A 17,673-nucleotide genomic window follows, 5' to 3' on the forward strand; every position below is an offset into this window, starting at 1 on the left:
CTTCATTCGGCCTGCCGTCGCGAGGAAACGGCATAACTTTCGTTAAGTTACATGTACATGCCGCCATTGACATGCAATTCGTGACCCGTAATGTAACCAGCGCCTTCCGAGGCCAGGAAAGCCACGGCGTTTGCAATGTCTGAAGGCTTACCCAGATCACCCATAGGGATCTGCGCGGCCAATGCTTTCTTCTGCTCTTCGGGCAAAACTGCTGTCATATCTGTAGCAATAAAGCCTGGAGCCACGCAGTTTACAGTGATACCACGGCTACCCAATTCACGCGCCAGTGCTCGACTCATGCCCGCCACACCGGCCTTGGCAGCCGCGTAGTTGGCCTGACCGGCGTTGCCCATTGCGCCAACCACGCTGGTGACGCTAATGATGCGCCCAAAACGCTGTTTCATCATCGGACGAATAGCCGCACGGCTGAGTCGGAAAACAGCCTGCAAATTGGTGTCAATCACGGCAGACCAGTCATCGTCCTTCATGCGCATGGCCAAGGTGTCCTTGGTGATACCGGCATTGTTCACCAGCACATGCAGGCCGCCATCGGTCTTGAGGATGTCATCCATCAAGGCATCTACGCCTGCAGCGTCATTCACGTTCAGGTTCACACCACGACCGCCCAGGGCGGCCAGGGTTTCACCAATGCGTGCAGCGCCTGCATCGGTCGTGGCAGTACCAATGACGATATAGCCACGGTTTGCCAGCTCCAAGGCGATCGCAGCGCCAATACCGCGGGAGGCGCCTGTCACCAGCGCTACTTGTTTCTTTGATTCGGTCATGCGAGCAATTCTTTCACTTCGGCCAAGGTGGCGGGGTCATACAAAGGGGCACCCACCAGGTCTGCATCGATGCGCTTGGTCATACCAGCCAGCACCTTGCCAGGGCCGCACTCTACCAAATGTGTAATGCCGCGGGCTTTCATGGCCTGCACGCACTCGACCCAGCGCACGGGGCCAAAGGCTTGACGGTACAGCGCATCACGGATTGCCGCCGCGTCGGTTTGTACTCCCACGTCGATGTTGTTGATCACAGGAATCTGGGGCACACCCAGCTCCAGCGCCGCCAGCGCCGCTTTGAGCTTTTCTGCGGCAGGCTTCATCAAGCTGGAGTGGAAAGGCGCCGACACCGGCAAAGGCAGCGCACGCTTGGCACCCGCCTCTTTGACGGCAGCGCTGGCTGCTTCCACCGCCGCCTTGGAGCCGGCGATCACTGTTTGACCCGGGTCATTGAAGTTCACTGCTTCAACCACTTCAGCACCACCCAGCTGGGCAGTGACGGTCGCGCACACTTCCTTGACCTTCTCGGCTGGCAAGCCCAGCACCGCCGCCATCGCACCGGTACCCACTGGCACGGCTTCTTGCATGGCCGCAGCACGCAGGCGCACCAGCGGCGCAGCCTGTGCCAGCGTCAACACGCCAGCAGCCACCAACGCGGTGTACTCGCCCAGCGAATGGCCAGCCACCGCAGCAGGCATGGCACCGCCTTCTGCCTGCCACACACGCCATGCAGCCACACCAGCCACCAGCATCACCGGCTGGGTGTTGGTGGTCAGTGCCAAATCTTCCTTGGGGCCGTTTTTGATCAGCGCACCAATGTCTTCGCCCAAAGCTTCCGAGGCTTCTTGCAGAGTTTGGGCTACCACAGGGTGATCACACCATGCGTCCAGCATCCCGACAGACTGGGAACCTTGGCCAGGGAAGACAAATGCGAATTGCTTCATATGACGGTCACTCGTTATTAGTTAAAAACAGGCTCTAGCGCTTGTACAGCAAGCGCTACTAGCTACATATTCAGGAGAACAGCACCCCAGGTAAAGCCACCGCCCACGCCTTCGAGCATGACCGTCTGGCCGGGCTGAATCTGGCCGCTGCGCACGCCATGATCCAGCGCCAGCGGAATAGAAGCCGCCGAGGTATTGCCATGCTGATCAACGGTCACGATGACCTTGTCCATCGACAACTTCAGCTTGCGCGCCGTGCTTTGCATGATGCGGATATTGGCCTGATGAGGCACCAGCCAGTCAATGTCTGCTTCGGTCTTGCCGGCCTTTGCCAGCACAGCGTGCGCAGCTTTTTCCAGCACACCCACCGCCATCTTGAACACAGCCTGACCGTCCATGACCAGCAAGGGCGAGCCCAAGACCTCGCCACCCGAGACATGGCCGGGCACACACAGAATGTCGACGTGCTTGCCATCTGCGTGCAGGTCACACGCCAAGATACCGGGCTGCTCCGAAGCTTCCAGCACCACAGCGCCCGCGCCATCACCAAACAACACGCAAGTCGTGCGGTCGTTGAAATTCAAAATGCGGCTGAACACTTCCGCGCCCACCACCAAAGCACGCTGGGCAGCACCCGAGCGAATCATGGAATCTGCCACGGTCAAGGCATAGACAAAACCGCTGCATACCGCCTGCACATCAAATGCGGGACAGCCATTGGCACCGAGCTTGTTTTGCAAGATACAGGCCGTCGACGGGAAGACCATATCGGGCGTCGACGTGGCCACAATGATCAGATCAATGTCTTGGGCGGTAATGCCCGCCGCTTCGATGGCTTTGCGCGAAGCTTCCAGCGCCAAATCGCTGCTGCAGGCGTGCGCATCCGCAAAGTGGCGCGCCTGAATGCCCGTGCGCTCCACGATCCATTCGTTCGAAGTCTCGATACCGCGCTCCGCCAGCTGAGCGGCCAAGTCATCGTTCGTCAGTCGGCGCTCAGGCAAATAGCTGCCTGTGCCGGTAATGCGTGCATAGCGTGTCATGTAGTCTCAAGCTGCTCCGGTGCCGCTGCTCGAAGTCCCCGCAGCGTCCAACACAGGAGCGGCTTGGGCGACTCGACCTTGCACACGGTCAAGAAGGTTATTGCGGGCTGCATCATAAGCGCGGTTGAGCGCATGCTCGTAACCAGATTGGTCAGCAGATCCATGGCTCTTGAATACCAGACCACGCAAACCCAGCAATGCTGCGCCGTTGTAGCGACGGTGATCCATGCGTTTCATCAGCGCTTTGAGCACGGGATAAGCCATGATGGCAGCAAATTTGGTGAAGATGTTGCGTTTGAACTCATTTTTCAAACCACCCACAATCATCGCGGCCACGCCTTCAGAAGCCTTCAAAGCCACATTACCAACAAAGCCGTCGCACACCACAATGTCTACGCCGCCTTTGAAAATATCGTTACCTTCAACGTTCCCGATAAAGCGAATGGCCTGTGAATCACCCGCCTTGCGCAACAATTCGCCCGTGCGCTTGATGACTTCACTGCCCTTGATCGCTTCTTCGCCAATGTTGAGCAAACCCACGGAAGGCTCCACATTTTTGGCATCCAGCGCTGACACCAGCGCCGAACCCATCACGGCAAACTGCAACAGGTGCTCTGGCAAGCAATCAACATTGGCGCCCAGGTCCAGCACCGTCGTGGCACCACCCCGGTCGTTCGGCAACTGTGTCGCAATCGCTGGACGATCAATGCCATCCATGGTCTTGAGCAGGTAGCGCGAGACTGCCATCAGCGCACCTGTATTACCCGCCGATACCGCCACTTGCGCCTTGCCATCCTTGACCTGCTGGATCGCTACACGCATGGAAGAATCTTTCTTGCGGCGCAGCGCCACTTCCACAGGGTCATCCATGGTGACCACCTCCGAGCACGGCACCATCTCTGCGCGCTCGTGAGCCTGCCATGTTGCCAAGACCTCAGGAAGGCCTACCAACAACAAACGGGCATCCGTGTGGGTGGAAAGAAATTGGCGGCACGCGGGAAACGTGACGCTGGGGCCGTGGTCGCCCCCCATGCAATCGACTGCCAGTGTGATCATGAATGACTTACCGGTCCGCTGCAGAACCAAGCTGAAATGAGCAGCATTAAAAGAGAAAAGCCCGAGCTACGAGTAGCTTCGGGCCTTTAAACAGTTGAAGCGCTAGTAAATTAGGCTTCGGACTTGTTCTTCAGCACTTGACGGCCGCGGTACACGCCGTTGGGGCTGATGTGGTGACGCAGGTGCACTTCGCCAGTTGTAGTTTCAACAGCGATACCAGGCACATTCAGTGCATTGTGCGAACGGTGCATGCCGCGCTTGGAAGGGGACTTTTTGTTTTGCTGAACAGCCATGATGGCTCCTGAGTCTGAAAAGGGTTGGTGAAAAACGCGATCAGCCCATTAAAGACACGAGGGGGTTTCGCGCGAAGCCCCCGATTATAGCGCAAACCTTTCCCCACCTCATTAACCCCCCAGCACCTGAAAGGGATGCTGCGGTAGCTGCAGGGGAAGGCCGTATCTTTTACGTCTGGCGCAGCACAATTTGTACTGCCTGCACCAAGCAAAACCGCCCGAAGGCGGTTTCTTGCTGATCACAAAGGAATATCAGTCCTCGGCCACATTTTTACGCAGCCCGGCCAACACTGCAAATGGATTGGCTTTATCCGTATTGGCCTGCTCAAAATCTTCGTCACTGGACACCATGGGCATGACCTCTGGGCATTCTTCGTGCATAGGCACCAAAGGCACTTCCATCAGCAGCTCATCTTCCAGCAATTCCCGCAAGTTGAAGTCTTTGCTGATGGCCAGCAGGTCTTCTTCCACCTCGTCGTCCATGGCTTGCGCGGTGGCCTCATCCTGCACAAAGCGGAACGAACGGTCTACCTGCAAATCAATGTGCGCCACCCCCAGGCAGCGCTGACAAATCATGGGCACTTGGGCATCCGCCTCCAAATGCAGCCACAGGTGACCAGGGCCACCGGTTTCCGGCACATGCTCGCCCTCAGCGTACCAGGCAACGTTCATGCCTTCCACGGGGGCCTGCGCCTCTTGCGCCAAACGCTCAAATGCAGATAAGGGATCTTGGCCTTCCATCACCGCATTCGCCTTCGCAAACGCGGCCACATCAAGGTGATCCAATGAATATTCCTTGCTCATGGCGGCAGTGTAAGAGAATCCACCCATGTCTGAACTCCACACCCCACAGCGCCCCTTGATCTTGGGGTCTACCTCCCGCTACCGCCGCGAATTGGTGGAGCGCCTGCACACCCCCTTCACCTGCGTTGCCCCCGACGTGGATGAAGCCCCCATGCCCGGCGAAGCCCCCGGCGCTTTGGCCCTGCGCCTGGCACTGGCCAAAGCCCATGCTGTAGCCGCACTGCACCCTGAAGCCATCGTCATCGGCTCAGACCAAGTCTCTGACTTGAATGGCCAACCCATGGGCAAGCCTGGTACGCACGAGCGTGCGGTCGAGATGCTGCGGGCCATGCGCGGCCAAACCGTCATGTTCCACACCGCGGTGGCGGTGGTGTGCATGGCCACGGGTTTTGTGCAAAGCGATGTGGCCGTCATCCAAACCGTGTTTCGCAGCGACCTGAGCGATGACGCCATCGAGCGCTACCTGCGTGCCGAGCAACCCTACGACTGCGCCGGCAGCGCCAAGAGCGAAGGCCTGGGTATCAGCTTGCTGGACGCCATCCACAGCGACGACCCTACCGCCCTGATTGGCCTGCCCATGATTCGCACCTGCCGCATGGTGCGCGCCGCCGGGATTAAGCTGCCATGAGCGATACCTTGCAAACCAAAGGCAAGCTGTATTTGGTGCCAGCGCCGCTAGATTTTGGCTGCGCCACGCAATCGCCCATCACCGATGTGCTGCCCGAGTTGACGCTGCGCACCGCCGCCCGCTTACAGCACTGGGTGTGCGAGAACGCCAAAAGCACGCGCGCCTACCTCAAGCGTGTGGGCGAGCACTTTCCGCTGGCAGTTCCCATGCAGCAGCAACACCTGCAAGAGTTGCCCCGTGAAGCCCACAAAAAAGGCGACCACGGCGGCAAAGACGGCGCAGTGTTTGATGCCAAGGCCCTGCTGGCCCCAGCCCTGGCGGGACACGATATGGGCCTGGTCAGCGAAGCCGGCATGCCTGCCGTGGCCGACCCTGGTAGCTCCATCGTACGGGCTGCGCACGATGCAGGCATTGCGGTAGTGCCCTTGGTCGGCCCTGTGTCGCTGCTCATAACGCTGGCCGCCAGCGGCTTGAACGGCCAGAACTTTGCGTTTGTCGGCTATCTGCCACAAGACGCGGCCCAGCGCGTGCAGCGCATCAAAGAGCTGGAGCAACTGGCCCTGCGCCACAACCAGGCCCAGCTGTTTATTGAAACGCCCTACCGTAACCCGGCGCTGTGGCAGGCACTGCTCGCTGCGGTGCAGCCCAACACCCGCCTGGTGATGGCCAGCGGCTTGACGCTGGAGAGCGCCCGCATCCAAAGTCGCAGCGCCAAAGACTGGAAGAAACTGGGTGCCGAGCCAGACAACCGCACGCCGGTGGTGTTTGCGCTAGGCCAATAATCACTGCACTCAGCACACCACAGCACTCAGCAAACAAAAAAAAGAGCGCCTTGCGCTAATCTAACAAGATTTTCAGATAGTTTTCTATCTAAAAACCAAGAAGATCAATCGCAAGGCGCTCTTTTTATTAAAGCACCCGCCGCGAACGACAGCACGCCGAAGCTTTAACGAATCGCTGGCAGCATGCCGTGCAGCGCATCCACCGCGCCGCTGCCCACCGCTGCGCCAAAACGCTTGGCAAAACGCTCGGCGATGTTTTCGCTGCGGGTGTAGTCAATCACCTCTTCGGCCTTGACGATGTCGCGCGCCACGCTGTCCAGTGTGCCAAATTGATCGGCCAAACCCAGTTCCACCGCCTGCTGCCCCGTCCAGAACAAGCCACTGAATGTGTCTTCGTTCTCTTTCAAACGGTCTCCGCGCCCTGCGCGCACCACCTCGATAAATTGGGCATGAATTTGGTTGAGCATGGTTTGCGCATGTTCACGCTGTGCCTCGCTCAGCGGGCTGAAAGGGTCTAGCATGCCTTTGTTGGCACCTGCGGTGAGCAGGCGGCGCTCCACACCCAGCTTATGCATGGCGTCGGTAAAGCCAAAACCATCCATCAGCACACCAATGCTGCCCACGATGCTGGCCTTGTCCACAAAGATTTCGTCGGCGGCAGCTGCAATGTAGTACGCCGCAGAGGCGCAGGTTTCTTCCACCACCGCGTAAATCGGCTTGTTGTGCATGGCTTTGAGGCGCACGATTTCATCGTTGATCATGCCCGCCTGCACCGGGCTGCCGCCGGGCGAGTTGATCAGCAGCACCAGCGCGCGCGAACCGGGGTCTTCCAGCGCACTGCGCATGGCCGCAATCACAAAATCTGCGCTGGCATTCGCATCACTGGCAATCGCACCCTTGATGTCCACCACCGCCGTGTGCGGGCCGCTCATGGAGGGAGCCGCGCTGTCGCGCCCCATCCACCAGATGCCACCCACCACCAGAATGACCCACAAAAAGCGCCAGAAAATGCGCCAGCGGCGTGCCGATCGCTGCTCGCTCACCGTGGCAAACACCAAGCGCTCCAGCACATCGCGCTCCCATGCAGGGGCAGCGGGCTTGGCGTGCGTTTGCGCCCCCGAAGCCCCGCGTGCCCACAGGTCTTGCCCGGGCTGGGGTTCAGAGGATGCAGCACCTTCGTTCTCAGGCGTGGAATGGGGGTTCATGGACAAGCTCTACTCTCTCAAAATCAAGCCAAGACGGCAGTATGCCAGTGTGCTCAGGCCCTGCCGTGACAAAGCACTCAAGCGTTGGCGCCCAGCCACTGCTGCAGCTGTGCCACATCACGCGCCACATACAGGGGCGCGCAGCTCTGCAAATCAGCGGCTGCATGTGCGCCATAAGCCACACCCACGCTGGCGCAGCCCGCATTGCGCGCCATCTGCAGGTCGTGCGTTGTATCGCCAATCATGAGCAGGCGTTCGGGCTCCACCCCAAACTCTGCCATCAACTCCTGCAGCATCAGCGGATGCGGTTTGCCCGCAGTTTCATCGGCCGTGCGCGAGCCATCAAACATGCCGCGCAAATCGGCATGCTGCAGCGCCTCATTCAAGCCCCGGCGGCTTTTGCCCGTGGCCACCGTCAGCAGATGGCCGCGCTCACGCAAGCCCTCCAGCAAGGGCAACACCCCTTCAAACAACGTAATCAGTGCCTGCTGCTTGAGGTAGTGATAGCGGTAGCGGTTGGCCAACTCGTTGTACTTTTCCTTGGGCACATCCGGTGCGGCATGGGCCAGCGCAGGCTGCAGCGCCATGCCAATCACGTACGAAGCCTGCTCATCCGAAGGCACCGTGCCGCCCACATCGGCCACCGCCAGCTGAATGCTGCGCGCAATCGCCACAGTGGAATCAAACAAGGTGCCATCCCAATCGAAGGCAATCAAATCAAATTTACGAGCATTCATCGCAGGATAGTTATAGGTTTTCAGGCTTTTTCACGTACAAACTCAAACAGCTCTTGCGGCAACTCGGCGCGCACTTCGATGCGCTCCTCGGTGGCCGGGTGGTTGAACTGCAAACGCCATGCATGCAAAAACATGCGATTCAGGCCCTGCTTGGGCAGGCGCTTGTTGAGCGCAAAGTCACCATACTTATCGTCCCCCACAATGCCGTGGCCTTGTGAAGACAGATGCACACGAATCTGGTGCGTGCGCCCGGTTTTGATGGTGACTTCCAGCAAGCTCATCGCTGGCAAGCCCTGCATGGGACGCGGCGCATGCTGGCTGCGCACCTTGACCAGGGTCAGCGACTTCATGCCATCGGGGTCATCCAGCGTCGTCACGCGCACCCGACGCTCCCCATCGGGCAGCAGGTATTTGTGCAAAGGCGCATCAATCACCTTTTTATTGACGGGCCAGGCGCCACTCACCAAAGCCAAATACGTCTTACCGGTTTCACGTTCGCGAAACTGGTCTTGCAACTTGGTCAGCGCCGAACGCTTTTTGGCCACCAGCAAAATCCCCGAGGTCTCCCGATCCAGGCGGTGCACCAGCTCCAAAAACTTGGCTTGGGGCCGCGCTTGGCGCAATTGCTCAATCACCCCAAAGCTCACGCCGGAGCCGCCATGCACGGCCACACCGGCGGGTTTGTCGATGGCAATCAGGTGATCGTCTTCAAACAGAATCGGAAACTCGCGCGGCGGCGCTGGGCGCTCGGCTTTTTCCTGCACCTTGTCGGAAATGCGCACAGGCGGCACGCGCACCACATCACCGATTTGCACACGCGAGTCGGCTTGGCAGCGGCCTTTGTTAATACGCACCTCGCCACTGCGGATGATGCGGTAGACGTGGGTCTTGGGCACCCCTTTGAGGTGGCGCATGAGAAAGTTGTCTAGACGCTGACCTGCACCATCTTCATCCACCTCAATCAACCGCACAGCGACTGATGCGGGGTTCTGGGTACGTTCTTGGGGCAGTTTGCCCTCTATAATGTGTTTCACCTGCGCGAATTTATGTGTAAGTGGTTGATTCGTTTGGATTTTAGTCCACCCAGCCATTTCCCCGGCGCAGGCAGGTCGATGCCACAGATGCCGTGCCCGCGTAAAAGCCACCCAATTGTCGGTGCTGGCGGGGCGGAATTTGTCTGGTTGACGCATTGAAACACTGAACGGAATCTTCACGTGGATGGTGGTGTTTGAAGCCAGTTGCTTCAGGCCATCCACGTATATGAATAAACAGCGAGCATGTGGGCATTTTTTTCTTGGTTGCTAGGTATGACGCAGGGGCACAAGCCCGTGCTGCGTGCGCGCGCACCCAACGCTCACCCTGTTCTCTACGCCAGCTCAGGCCACAACCGCACGGTGCGGGGCCAGCTTTTCGCGTGGCTCGCTTCCTGCTTCCTGCCCTTGCCTCCTTTGCTGACTTAAGCAGCACGGCACGCAATCAGGCCCAGGTCGATTCCCCTTCTTTTCGTTTCAACGCGGCAGCCCGGCATCTACGGCTCCCCTAGAGCCTGTCTTTGATACAGAGTCAAAGGCGTGTCGGCTAGGCAGCGTTGTCGCTGCAGCCGGCCGCCGCACAACGAAAAGGATACGCATCATGAAACGGATGCTGATTAACGCCACACAGTCCGAAGAACGCCGCCTGGCCATCGTCGACGGGCAAAAGCTGCTGGACTACGAAATCGAAATCGAAGGTCGCGAACAACGCAAGGGCAACATTTACAAAGCGGTCGTCACCCGCGTCGAGCCCTCGCTGGAAGCTTGCTTTGTGGACTACGGCGAAGACCGCCACGGCTTCCTGCCTTTCAAAGAAATCTCCAAGCAGTACTTTGCCGAAGGCATCTCCCCGAGCCAGGCCCGCATCAACGATGTGATCAAAGAAGGCCAGGAGCTGATCGTCCAGGTTGAAAAAGAAGAACGTGGCAACAAGGGTGCAGCCCTGACCACCTTCATTTCGCTGGCCGGCCGCTATGTGGTGCTGATGCCCAACAACCCCCGTGGCGGTGGCGTCTCGCGCCGCATTGAGGGTGAAGAGCGTGCAGAGCTGAAAGAAGCGATGGACCAGCTGGAATACCCCAAGGGCATGTCCATCATCGCCCGCACCGCAGGCATTGGCCGCACCGCGCCGGAGCTGCAGTGGGACTTGAACTACCTGCTGCAACTGTGGACCGCGATTGACGGCGCTGCCAAGTCTGGCAAGGGTGCCTTCCTGATTTACCAAGAGTCCAGCTTGGTGATTCGCGCCATCCGCGACTATTTCAACAATGACATCGGCGACATCCTGATCGACACCGATGACATTTACGAACAAGCCCAGCAGTTCATGGCCCACGTCATGCCTGAACACGCTGCGCGTGTGAAGCGCTACCGCGACGATGCGCCGCTGTTTAGCCGCTTCCAGATTGAGCACCAGATCGAATCCGCCTACGCACGCACAGTGCAATTGCCTTCGGGCGGCGCGATCGTGATCGACCACACCGAAGCTCTGGTGTCGGTGGACGTGAACTCGGCCCGCGCCATCAAGGGCGGAGACATCGAAGAGACCGCCACCCGCACCAACCTGGAAGCTGCCGACGAAGTGGCCCGCCAGATGCGCCTGCGCGACCTGGGCGGCCTGATCGTGATCGACTTCATCGACATGGAGGAATCCCGCAACCGCAAGGAAGTGGAAAACCGCCTGCGCGATGCGCTGCGCCAAGACCGTGCCCGCGTGCAATTCGGCACCATCAGCAAGTTTGGTCTGATGGAAATGAGCCGCCAGCGCCTCAAGCCCGCGCTGAGTGAAGGTGCCCACATCAACTGCCCACGCTGCGGTGGCTCGGGCCACATCCGCGACACCGAGTCGTCGGCCCTGCAGATTTTGCGCATCATTCAAGAAGAGTCCATGAAGGACAACACCTCCGCCGTGCACTGCCAAGTGCCTGTGGAAGTGGCCTCTTTCCTGCTCAACGAAAAGCGCACCGAGATCGCCAAGATCGAACTCAAGCAGCGCGTGTCAGTGCTGATGGTGCCCAACAAATCGCTGGAAACACCGCACTACAAGCTGGAGCGTTTGAAGCACGACGACCCACGCTTGGAAAACATGGATGCCAGCTACAAGCTGGCGGACGAAGTGGAAGATGTGACCAAGGTCACACGCCGCTCGCAAGAGCCCACCAACAAGCAAACGCCGGTCATCAAGGGTGTGCTGCCTGATACCCCGCCTGCGCCAGAAGCCCGCCCACAACCCGCACAGCGCCCCGTCAAGGGTCGCCCCGGCACACAGGCACCTGCGCCAGCTGCTGCGCCACGTACCGAAGTCAAGGAACAAGGCTTCTTCGCCTGGCTCAAGAGCCTGTTTGGCTTTGGCGCCAAGCCTGCTGCAGAGCCTGCAGTAGCTCCCGTTCAGCCCGAAGGCGAGCGCAATGGCCGCAACGGTGAGCGTGGTGGTGCACGCAATGGCCGCAACGGCGAGCGCAATGGCCGTGGCCGCAATGGCCGCACGGGCGAACGCAATGAAGAGCGCGATGCCAATGGTGAACGCAACAACCGCGAAGGCAGCGAAAACCGTGGCCGCCGTGGTGAACCGCGTGGTGAACGCAACGAACGCGTAGAGCGCAATAGCGACAACAACCGCCCACAGCGCGAAGGCCGTGAAGCTCGCAATCCCCGCGAGCGCCAGCCCCGCAATACCGAGGCTGTGGATCAACGCACGCTGCAAGCGACGAACGCACCAGTTGCAGGCGCCGAGCAAGTTGCGCTGACGCCTGATACAGAGCGCAGCGAACGTGCAGAACGCCAGCCCCGCCGCGAACGCGGTGAGCGTGGTGAGCAGCGCCGCGAGCGCCAACCTCGCAACGCGGAAGCCCAAGGATTGGCTGGGGTCGATCCCACGGCCGAATCCGTGGCCACAGCCGTCAATGAAATCCAGGCTGCAGAAGGCGCCGCCCCCGCCGCCAATGGCGAAGACGCGCCCCGCAACGGCCGCCGCTCACGCGACCGCTATGGTCGTGACCGCCGCAATGGCCGCGAACGCAACCGCGACGACGCTCCCGCAATCGAAGCCACAGAAGGGGCACCAGAAGCACCTTGGGGTGATGCCAATCGCGCTGCCCCTGCGATGGATACCACCGCCAACGTGGTGGACGCCATGGCACCTGAGGCGGAGCAAGAAGCGCCCCGTCGCAGCTACTTCAGCCAAGCAACGCCAGCTGCAGAGGCCGTGGCCGTGACAACGCCAGTGCAAGCCCCTGAAGCAGCACCTGCTGTCGAAATGACCGCACCTGTGGTGGCGCCCGTGGCTGCAGCAGCGGAAGTTGAAGTGGTACAGGTTGCTGCGCCTGTTGCGCAAGCTGAAGTCGCATCCACGATGCCCCACATTCAGGCCTACACCCTGCCGCTTGCCAGCTTGCAGCAACTGGCCCGTGATGCAGGTCTGGAGTGGGTGAACTCCGATGCCGACAAGGTCGCTGCCGTGCAAGCCGCGATTGCAGCGGAACCCAAGCCCGTGCGCATTCCCCGCGAGCGCCCTCCTGTGGTGATCTTGGACGAAGGCCCACTGGTACTGGTGGAAACCCGCAAAGACCTGAGCGCCATGGTGCTGCCTTTTGAGGAAAGCGCCAACCACGCATAACGCATAACGCGTGACACACAACCGGGGGCCTTGAGCCCCCGGTTGCATCTTCAGCCCTGTTTTTTCTTTCGGACGGACCGAGCCCATGCTGTTTCTGCTCTCTCCCGCCAAATCACTGGAATACGAACGCCCCCTGCCCGCAGGCCTGGGGCATACGCTGCCGCCTTTCATTCCTCAATCGGCGCAGCTGATTGAAGTGCTGCGCCAGTTGCCTCCCCAGGAAGTGGCTGCGCTCATGTCGATCAGCGACAAGCTGGCACAGCTCAATACCGCCCGTTATGCCGCTTGGCAGCCCGCATTTACCGCCGACAATGCCCGCCAGGCGCTGTTTGCCTTCAATGGTGATGTCTATGAAGGCTTGGATGCGTATTCCCTGCAGCCCGATGACATTGCCTGGGCGCAAGAGCATCTGCTCATGCTCAGTGGCCTGTACGGCGCGCTGCGCCCCCTGGACTGGATGCAGCCCTACCGCCTGGAAATGGGCACGCGCTTGGCCAATCCCCACGGCAGCAACCTCTACCAGTTCTGGGGCAGCCGCATTGCCCAGCTCATCAATGAGCGCCAGGCAGAGGATACGCAGCCTGTGGTCATCAACCTGGCCTCCCGGGAATACTTCAAGTCGGTCGATCTGAAACACCTCAAGGCCCGGGTGGTGGAGTGTGTATTTGAAGATTACAAGGGTGGCCAGTACAAGATCATCAGTTTTCACGCCAAACATGCACGCGGCTTGATGGCGCGTTACGCTATCACCCACCGCCTGACTCAGCCCGAGCAGCTGATGTCGTTTGATGTGCATGGCTATGCTTACGCGCCCGAGGCATCGGGCCGAGACCGCTTGGTGTTCCGCCGCAACACTGCATAAAAGATAGCTGCTTGCGCTTACCACCATTGCTCTAGGAGGTTGTTTTGCCACATTCCTCGGAACAATTGTCTGCCCTCGTCCCCGGCAGCACCCCTGCCCTGATGCACTGGCTGCAAGCCCAGCTCGCGGCGGGCCATGCGCCCAGCACTTTGCAGCACAGCCTCGTCAAAGCCGGTTGGGCACCGCACATCGCACAGGCGGCCATCCTTGCCTGTACGCAGCCGGTGCCCGCAGCCGTTGACCACAGCGCCCAGCCCGGGCCCGATCTGCAGCACTCCCCCAATGAGATTGATGTGGGAGACCGCCGCGTGTCAGTGCTGCTGTCCTTGCAAACGCCGCGCATGGCACTGTTTGCGAATCTGCTGTCTGATGCCGAGTGCGACCAGCTGATTGCAGATGCCCGGCCTGCCTTGGCCCGCTCCAAAACCGTGGCCTCCAACAGCAGTGCTGAAGCCATCAACCCCGACCGCACCAGCCACGGCATGTTTTACACGCGTGGACAAACCCCGGTCGTGGAGCGCCTGGAAGCACGCATTGCCCAATTGCTGCGCTGGCCTGTGGAGAATGGCGAGGGGCTGCAAGTGCTGAACTACCACCCCGGCGCACAATACAAGCCACACCATGATTACTTCAATCCGCACGAAGGCGGCACTGACGCGCTCTTGCGCCGTGGCGGGCAACGTGTGGGCACATTGGTGATTTATTTGAACGATGTGCCCGCAGGCGGCTGCACCTTCTTTCCCGAAACACAGCTGCGCATTCACCCCCGCAAAGGGCATGCGGTGTTTTTTGGCTATCCACGTCCCGATGTCAGCACGCTGACTTTGCACGCCGGAGACCCGGTGATCGCCGGAGAAAAATGGATTGCCACCAAATGGCTGCGCGCACGGGAATTTCGCTGACCCGGCAAACTTTATCCATGAAATATGGCTCTAGCGCTTATGCAGCAAGCGCGGAAAGCTATGAATATCTAGCACCAAGCATGAATACACCCGAACAATCGCAGCTGGGCAAAACCTCGGCTTACGCAGACCAGTATGACCCCAGTCTGCTGTTTCCCATCCCCCGCCAAACCAAGCGCGATGAAATTGGCATCACCGCGCAATTGCCATTCTTTGGCGCTGATTTGTGGACCGCGTTTGAGCTGTCCTGGCTGAACCAACGCGGCAAACCCCAGGTGGCCTTGGTGCACTTCACCATCCCCTGTGAAACACCCAACATTATTGAGAGCAAGTCGTTCAAGCTGTACCTCAACAGCTTCAACAACAGCCGCTTTGGCAGCCCAGAAGCCGTGCAAGAGCGCCTGCGCGAAGACGTCAACGAAGCGCTGTGGCGCGGCGCAGCAGTGCGCCAGTCCACTGCGGGCGTGCGCGTCATCACCCAAGAAGCCTTTGCGCAGCAAAAAGTGCAAGAGCTGCAAGGGCTGAACCTGGACCGCCTGGACATTGACTGCACGGACTACACCCCGCGCCCTGATTTGCTCAAGGCCGATCACGACAACCCGCCGGTCACGGAAACCCTGGTCAGCCACCTGCTCAAAAGCAACTGCCTGGTGACGGGCCAGCCCGACTGGGGCAGCGTGCAAATCAGCTACACCGGCGCGGCCATCGACCAGGAAAGCCTGCTGCGCTACATCGTGAGCTTTCGCAACCACAACGAATTCCATGAGCAGTGCGTGGAGCGCATCTTCATGGACATCACGCGCCAGTGCCGCCCGCTGAAGCTCAGCGTGTATGCCCGCTACACCCGCCGTGGTGGACTGGACATCAACCCGCTGCGCACCAGCGCGCCCATGGCTTTACCGGTGAATGTGCGCTCAGCCCGCCAGTAACGGGCGCTAATAGCTATCAAAAAAAGCAGCTGTGGAGCTGCTTTTTTTGATTCCTGAGCACCTCACCCTGCAGCGAACGGCACGGAGCGCGTAACGCACTCCACCACCCAACCAGGATCAGGCTTCAAACGCCGCCGGATCAAAATCCAGCACATAGTTTTGCGGCCCCTTGGCGGCCACCTTCAGTGCACCCACGCGGTTGCCCAGTGCCGCGCACTTGGCCAGTGGCCAGCCCTTTTCCAGGCCGTACAGCAGCGCGCCGCGCCAGGCGTCGCCGCAACCGGTCGGGTCCACCACTTCCTGGGCCTTCACGGGGGCCACCAAGGTCATTTGGCCCTGCTCCCACACCTGACAGCCTTGCTCACCCAAGGTGACAACCAAGCCTTGCACCTTCATCGACAGCGCAGCCAAATCCAAACCGGTGCGGTCGCACAGCATTTTGGCTTCGTAGTCATTCACGGCAATCCAGGTGGCCTGCTCCACAAATGCCAGCAGCTCCTGGCCGTTGAACATGGGCAACCCTTGGCCGGGATCGAACACAAACGGAATGCCTGCGGCCTTGAACTGGGCACTGTGCTGCACCATGGCGTCACGGCCATCAGGGGAGACGATGCCCACGACCGCTCCTTCGCTGCCATCGATCATGTTCACATGGGCTTCGGTCATTGCGCCAGGGTGAAAGGCGGTGATCTGGTTGTTGTCGCTATCGGTCATGATCATGGCTTGTGCCGTGTAGCTGTCATCGAGCTGCTTCACAAAGCGGGTGTCAATACCCTGCGCCTTCATGCGACCGATATAGCTGGCGCCATCTTCACCCACCGTTGCCATAGGCAAAGGGTTGCCGCCCAGCAGCTTCAGGCTGTAGGCGATATTGCCCGCACAGCCACCAAAGTCACGGCGCAGCGATGGCACCAAAAACGACACATTCAGAATGTGCAGTTGCTCAGGCAAGATTTGGTTCGCAAACTTGCCTTCAAAGCTCATGATGGTGTCAAAAGCCAAAGAGCCGCAGATCAGGGCTGCCATAGTCAAACTTCCGTTCTTCAAGAAAAATCATGGGTAAAAGGCCATCACCCGGTATCCCGATACCGGCAAGTTCAGGCCTTGTGTCATCACGGGCAGCGTGCCGTTCCACTCACTGCGCGCAGCCAGCTCTGCAGGTGCGCCAATTTCAGACAAATCCAGCACCTTGCGCACCAGCACCTGGTCTTGCGCATCCGTCAGGGTAAGTTCCACTGCGGGGGTGGCAACGGCCAGAGACGACTGGTTCTGGATGCTGATATCCAGGCGATAGTGGTTAGGACGCGCTTCATGGGCAAAAGAAGAGCCCGTAAGCACCACCGAAGCAATGTGTTTGCGCGGCGCCAACTCACAGCGCAGCGCCACACACAGGGTCTCTAACACGGGGCGCCATTCGGGCTTCCATGCAGCCAGGGTGTTGCGCTCATGGATGGCCACTTGCAGCAGCAGCGTAATGGGCAGAAAAATCACCAGCATGCCCATCGCAAAGCGCACAGCAGGTTGGCTCCACCATGCTTTGCGCTGCGCTTGCTTGACAAATTCAGGGATCTGCTCGTGCTCCCCGTCGCTGCCAACCGGCGCAAAGTCTGCTGACAGGGGGGCGTCAGGCTGCAGCAGCGTCGCCTCCCCTGGCTGCACAAGTTCTTGGGTTGGTGCTTCCGTAGAGCTTTCCACAGACTCCTGCGCAGCGGGCAGCTCGGCATGCACATCCGCCCCAAACGGCTCCCCTTCGGTTGCAGGCTGCACCTCCTCCAACGGTGCGGGTGCAACCTCCCCAGAAAACGTATCTGGTTGGGCAAATTCGGCATCCACACCGGTAGTGACTGCAGGGGCTTCCACAGCTTGCGGTGTCCAAAGCACCTCATCCCAAGCGGGCTCTTTGGCTTCTGTGGCACTTTGCATGCGCTGCGCAATCGAGGCGAACTCTTGCCCCGGCACATCGGGTGCCACTGGTGCATCAAGCCACGCTTCATCCTGGTCCGCGTCCGGAGGGGCTGGTAATTCATACCCTCCCACCAAGGGCTCTGGCTCTGGCTCTGGC

At 59.8% G+C, this 17,673-nt stretch carries 17 protein-coding genes; 6 read left to right on the forward strand and 11 right to left on the reverse strand.

The annotated features are described in order from the left end of the window. Positions 1-47 precede the first annotated feature (47 nt). From fabG to B3R00_RS13155, 6 genes are all read right to left on the reverse strand, one after another. Complete coding sequence (gene fabG / locus B3R00_RS13130; protein ID WP_286999383.1) at positions 48-785, reverse strand: 3-oxoacyl-ACP reductase FabG; 738 nt, start codon at positions 783-785, stop codon at positions 48-50. Beyond that, positions 782-1,726: an ACP S-malonyltransferase gene (gene fabD / locus B3R00_RS13135; protein ID WP_286999384.1), complete on the reverse strand. Its 945-nt coding sequence runs from the start codon at positions 1,724-1,726 to the stop codon at positions 782-784. The genes fabG and fabD overlap by 4 nt, the downstream gene beginning before the upstream one ends. A 62-nt stretch (positions 1,727-1,788) precedes the next feature. Beyond that, positions 1,789-2,766: a beta-ketoacyl-ACP synthase III gene (locus B3R00_RS13140; protein ID WP_219163937.1), complete on the reverse strand. Its 978-nt coding sequence runs from the start codon at positions 2,764-2,766 to the stop codon at positions 1,789-1,791. Between the two features lie 6 nt (positions 2,767-2,772). Then, complete coding sequence (gene plsX / locus B3R00_RS13145) at positions 2,773-3,822, reverse strand: phosphate acyltransferase PlsX (protein WP_286999385.1); 1,050 nt, start codon at positions 3,820-3,822, stop codon at positions 2,773-2,775. Positions 3,823-3,932: 110 nt separating this feature from the next. Then, positions 3,933-4,115, reverse strand: a complete 183-nt coding sequence (rpmF, locus tag B3R00_RS13150; RefSeq protein ID WP_042411339.1) for a 50S ribosomal protein L32 — start codon at positions 4,113-4,115, stop codon at positions 3,933-3,935. Positions 4,116-4,367: 252 nt separating this feature from the next. After that, a complete protein-coding gene (locus B3R00_RS13155) occupies positions 4,368-4,919 on the reverse strand; it encodes a YceD family protein (protein ID WP_286999398.1) in 552 nt (183 codons plus the stop codon). 25 nt (positions 4,920-4,944) lie between these two features. Here B3R00_RS13155 and B3R00_RS13160 point away from each other — a divergent pair, with 25 nt between their 5' ends. After that, positions 4,945-5,547, forward strand: coding sequence for a Maf family nucleotide pyrophosphatase (locus tag B3R00_RS13160; RefSeq protein WP_286999386.1), 603 nt, complete (start codon positions 4,945-4,947; stop codon positions 5,545-5,547). Continuing rightward, a complete protein-coding gene (locus tag B3R00_RS13165; protein ID WP_286999387.1) occupies positions 5,544-6,329 on the forward strand; it encodes an SAM-dependent methyltransferase in 786 nt (261 codons plus the stop codon). Before B3R00_RS13160 ends, B3R00_RS13165 begins: the two co-directional genes overlap by 4 nt. A 164-nt stretch (positions 6,330-6,493) precedes the next feature. Here B3R00_RS13165 and B3R00_RS13170 read toward each other — a convergent pair whose 3' ends face one another. The 3 genes from B3R00_RS13170 to B3R00_RS13180 all read right to left on the reverse strand — a co-directional run bounded on the left by B3R00_RS13170 (position 6,494) and on the right by B3R00_RS13180 (position 9,305). Then, entirely contained in the window at positions 6,494-7,534 is a 1,041-nt protein-coding gene (locus tag B3R00_RS13170) for a S49 family peptidase (RefSeq protein WP_286999388.1), read from the reverse strand. 77 nt (positions 7,535-7,611) lie between these two features. Next, positions 7,612-8,271 (reverse strand): HAD family hydrolase, encoded by a 660-nt coding sequence (locus B3R00_RS13175; RefSeq protein WP_286999389.1) that lies wholly within the window; start codon positions 8,269-8,271, stop codon positions 7,612-7,614. 20 nt (positions 8,272-8,291) lie between these two features. Next, entirely contained in the window at positions 8,292-9,305 is a 1,014-nt protein-coding gene (locus B3R00_RS13180; protein ID WP_286999390.1) for an RluA family pseudouridine synthase, read from the reverse strand. A 598-nt stretch (positions 9,306-9,903) separates the two neighbouring features. On the opposite strand from B3R00_RS13180, the gene B3R00_RS13185 reads away from it, so the two are divergent. The 4 genes from B3R00_RS13185 to queF all read left to right on the forward strand — a co-directional run bounded on the left by B3R00_RS13185 (position 9,904) and on the right by queF (position 15,611). Next, the gene (locus tag B3R00_RS13185; protein WP_286999391.1) at positions 9,904-12,918 is read left to right on the forward strand and encodes an Rne/Rng family ribonuclease; all 3,015 of its coding nucleotides are present in this window, start codon (positions 9,904-9,906) and stop codon (positions 12,916-12,918) included. Positions 12,919-13,003: 85 nt separating this feature from the next. Then, complete coding sequence (yaaA, locus tag B3R00_RS13190) at positions 13,004-13,780, forward strand: peroxide stress protein YaaA (RefSeq protein WP_286999392.1); 777 nt, start codon at positions 13,004-13,006, stop codon at positions 13,778-13,780. Between the two features lie 101 nt (positions 13,781-13,881). Then, the gene (locus tag B3R00_RS13195; RefSeq protein WP_286999399.1) at positions 13,882-14,682 is read left to right on the forward strand and encodes a 2OG-Fe(II) oxygenase; all 801 of its coding nucleotides are present in this window, start codon (positions 13,882-13,884) and stop codon (positions 14,680-14,682) included. A gap of 80 nt (positions 14,683-14,762) precedes the next feature. Continuing rightward, entirely contained in the window at positions 14,763-15,611 is an 849-nt protein-coding gene (gene queF / locus B3R00_RS13200) for an NADPH-dependent 7-cyano-7-deazaguanine reductase QueF (protein ID WP_286999393.1), read from the forward strand. Positions 15,612-15,728: 117 nt separating this feature from the next. On the opposite strand, the gene B3R00_RS13205 is transcribed toward queF, so the two are convergent. Further along, positions 15,729-16,637 carry a carbohydrate kinase family protein gene (locus B3R00_RS13205; RefSeq protein WP_286999394.1) on the reverse strand — a complete coding sequence of 303 codons (909 nt, stop codon included), beginning with the start codon at positions 16,635-16,637 and terminating at the stop codon, positions 15,729-15,731. 27 nt (positions 16,638-16,664) lie between these two features. Further along, positions 16,665-17,673 (reverse strand): DUF3426 domain-containing protein (locus B3R00_RS13210; protein ID WP_286999395.1); only part of this gene is annotated, 1,009 nt, incomplete at its 5' end.

The organism is Comamonas sp. UBA7840, assembly GCF_002501455.1.
GTDB classification, from domain to species: domain Bacteria; phylum Pseudomonadota; class Gammaproteobacteria; order Burkholderiales; family Burkholderiaceae_C; genus Comamonas; species Comamonas jiangduensis.

Coding starts and splice junctions, on each gene's coding strand:
- fabG (WP_286999383.1), bottom strand. CDS start 785: ATGACCGAATCAAAGAAACAAGTAGCGCTGGTGACAGGCGCCTCCCGC.
- fabD (WP_286999384.1), bottom strand. CDS start 1,726: ATGAAGCAATTCGCATTTGTCTTCCCTGGCCAAGGTTCCCAGTCTGTC.
- B3R00_RS13140 (WP_219163937.1), bottom strand. CDS start 2,766: ATGACACGCTATGCACGCATTACCGGCACAGGCAGCTATTTGCCTGAG.
- plsX (WP_286999385.1), bottom strand. CDS start 3,822: ATGATCACACTGGCAGTCGATTGCATGGGGGGCGACCACGGCCCCAGC.
- rpmF (WP_042411339.1), bottom strand. CDS start 4,115: ATGGCTGTTCAGCAAAACAAAAAGTCCCCTTCCAAGCGCGGCATGCAC.
- B3R00_RS13155 (WP_286999398.1), bottom strand. CDS start 4,919: ATGAGCAAGGAATATTCATTGGATCACCTTGATGTGGCCGCGTTTGCG.
- B3R00_RS13160 (WP_286999386.1), top strand. CDS start 4,945: ATGTCTGAACTCCACACCCCACAGCGCCCCTTGATCTTGGGGTCTACC.
- B3R00_RS13165 (WP_286999387.1), top strand. CDS start 5,544: ATGAGCGATACCTTGCAAACCAAAGGCAAGCTGTATTTGGTGCCAGCG.
- B3R00_RS13170 (WP_286999388.1), bottom strand. CDS start 7,534: ATGAACCCCCATTCCACGCCTGAGAACGAAGGTGCTGCATCCTCTGAA.
- B3R00_RS13175 (WP_286999389.1), bottom strand. CDS start 8,271: ATGAATGCTCGTAAATTTGATTTGATTGCCTTCGATTGGGATGGCACC.
- B3R00_RS13185 (WP_286999391.1), top strand. CDS start 9,904: ATGAAACGGATGCTGATTAACGCCACACAGTCCGAAGAACGCCGCCTG.
- yaaA (WP_286999392.1), top strand. CDS start 13,004: ATGCTGTTTCTGCTCTCTCCCGCCAAATCACTGGAATACGAACGCCCC.
- B3R00_RS13195 (WP_286999399.1), top strand. CDS start 13,882: ATGCACTGGCTGCAAGCCCAGCTCGCGGCGGGCCATGCGCCCAGCACT.
- queF (WP_286999393.1), top strand. CDS start 14,763: ATGAATACACCCGAACAATCGCAGCTGGGCAAAACCTCGGCTTACGCA.
- B3R00_RS13205 (WP_286999394.1), bottom strand. CDS start 16,637: ATGGCAGCCCTGATCTGCGGCTCTTTGGCTTTTGACACCATCATGAGC.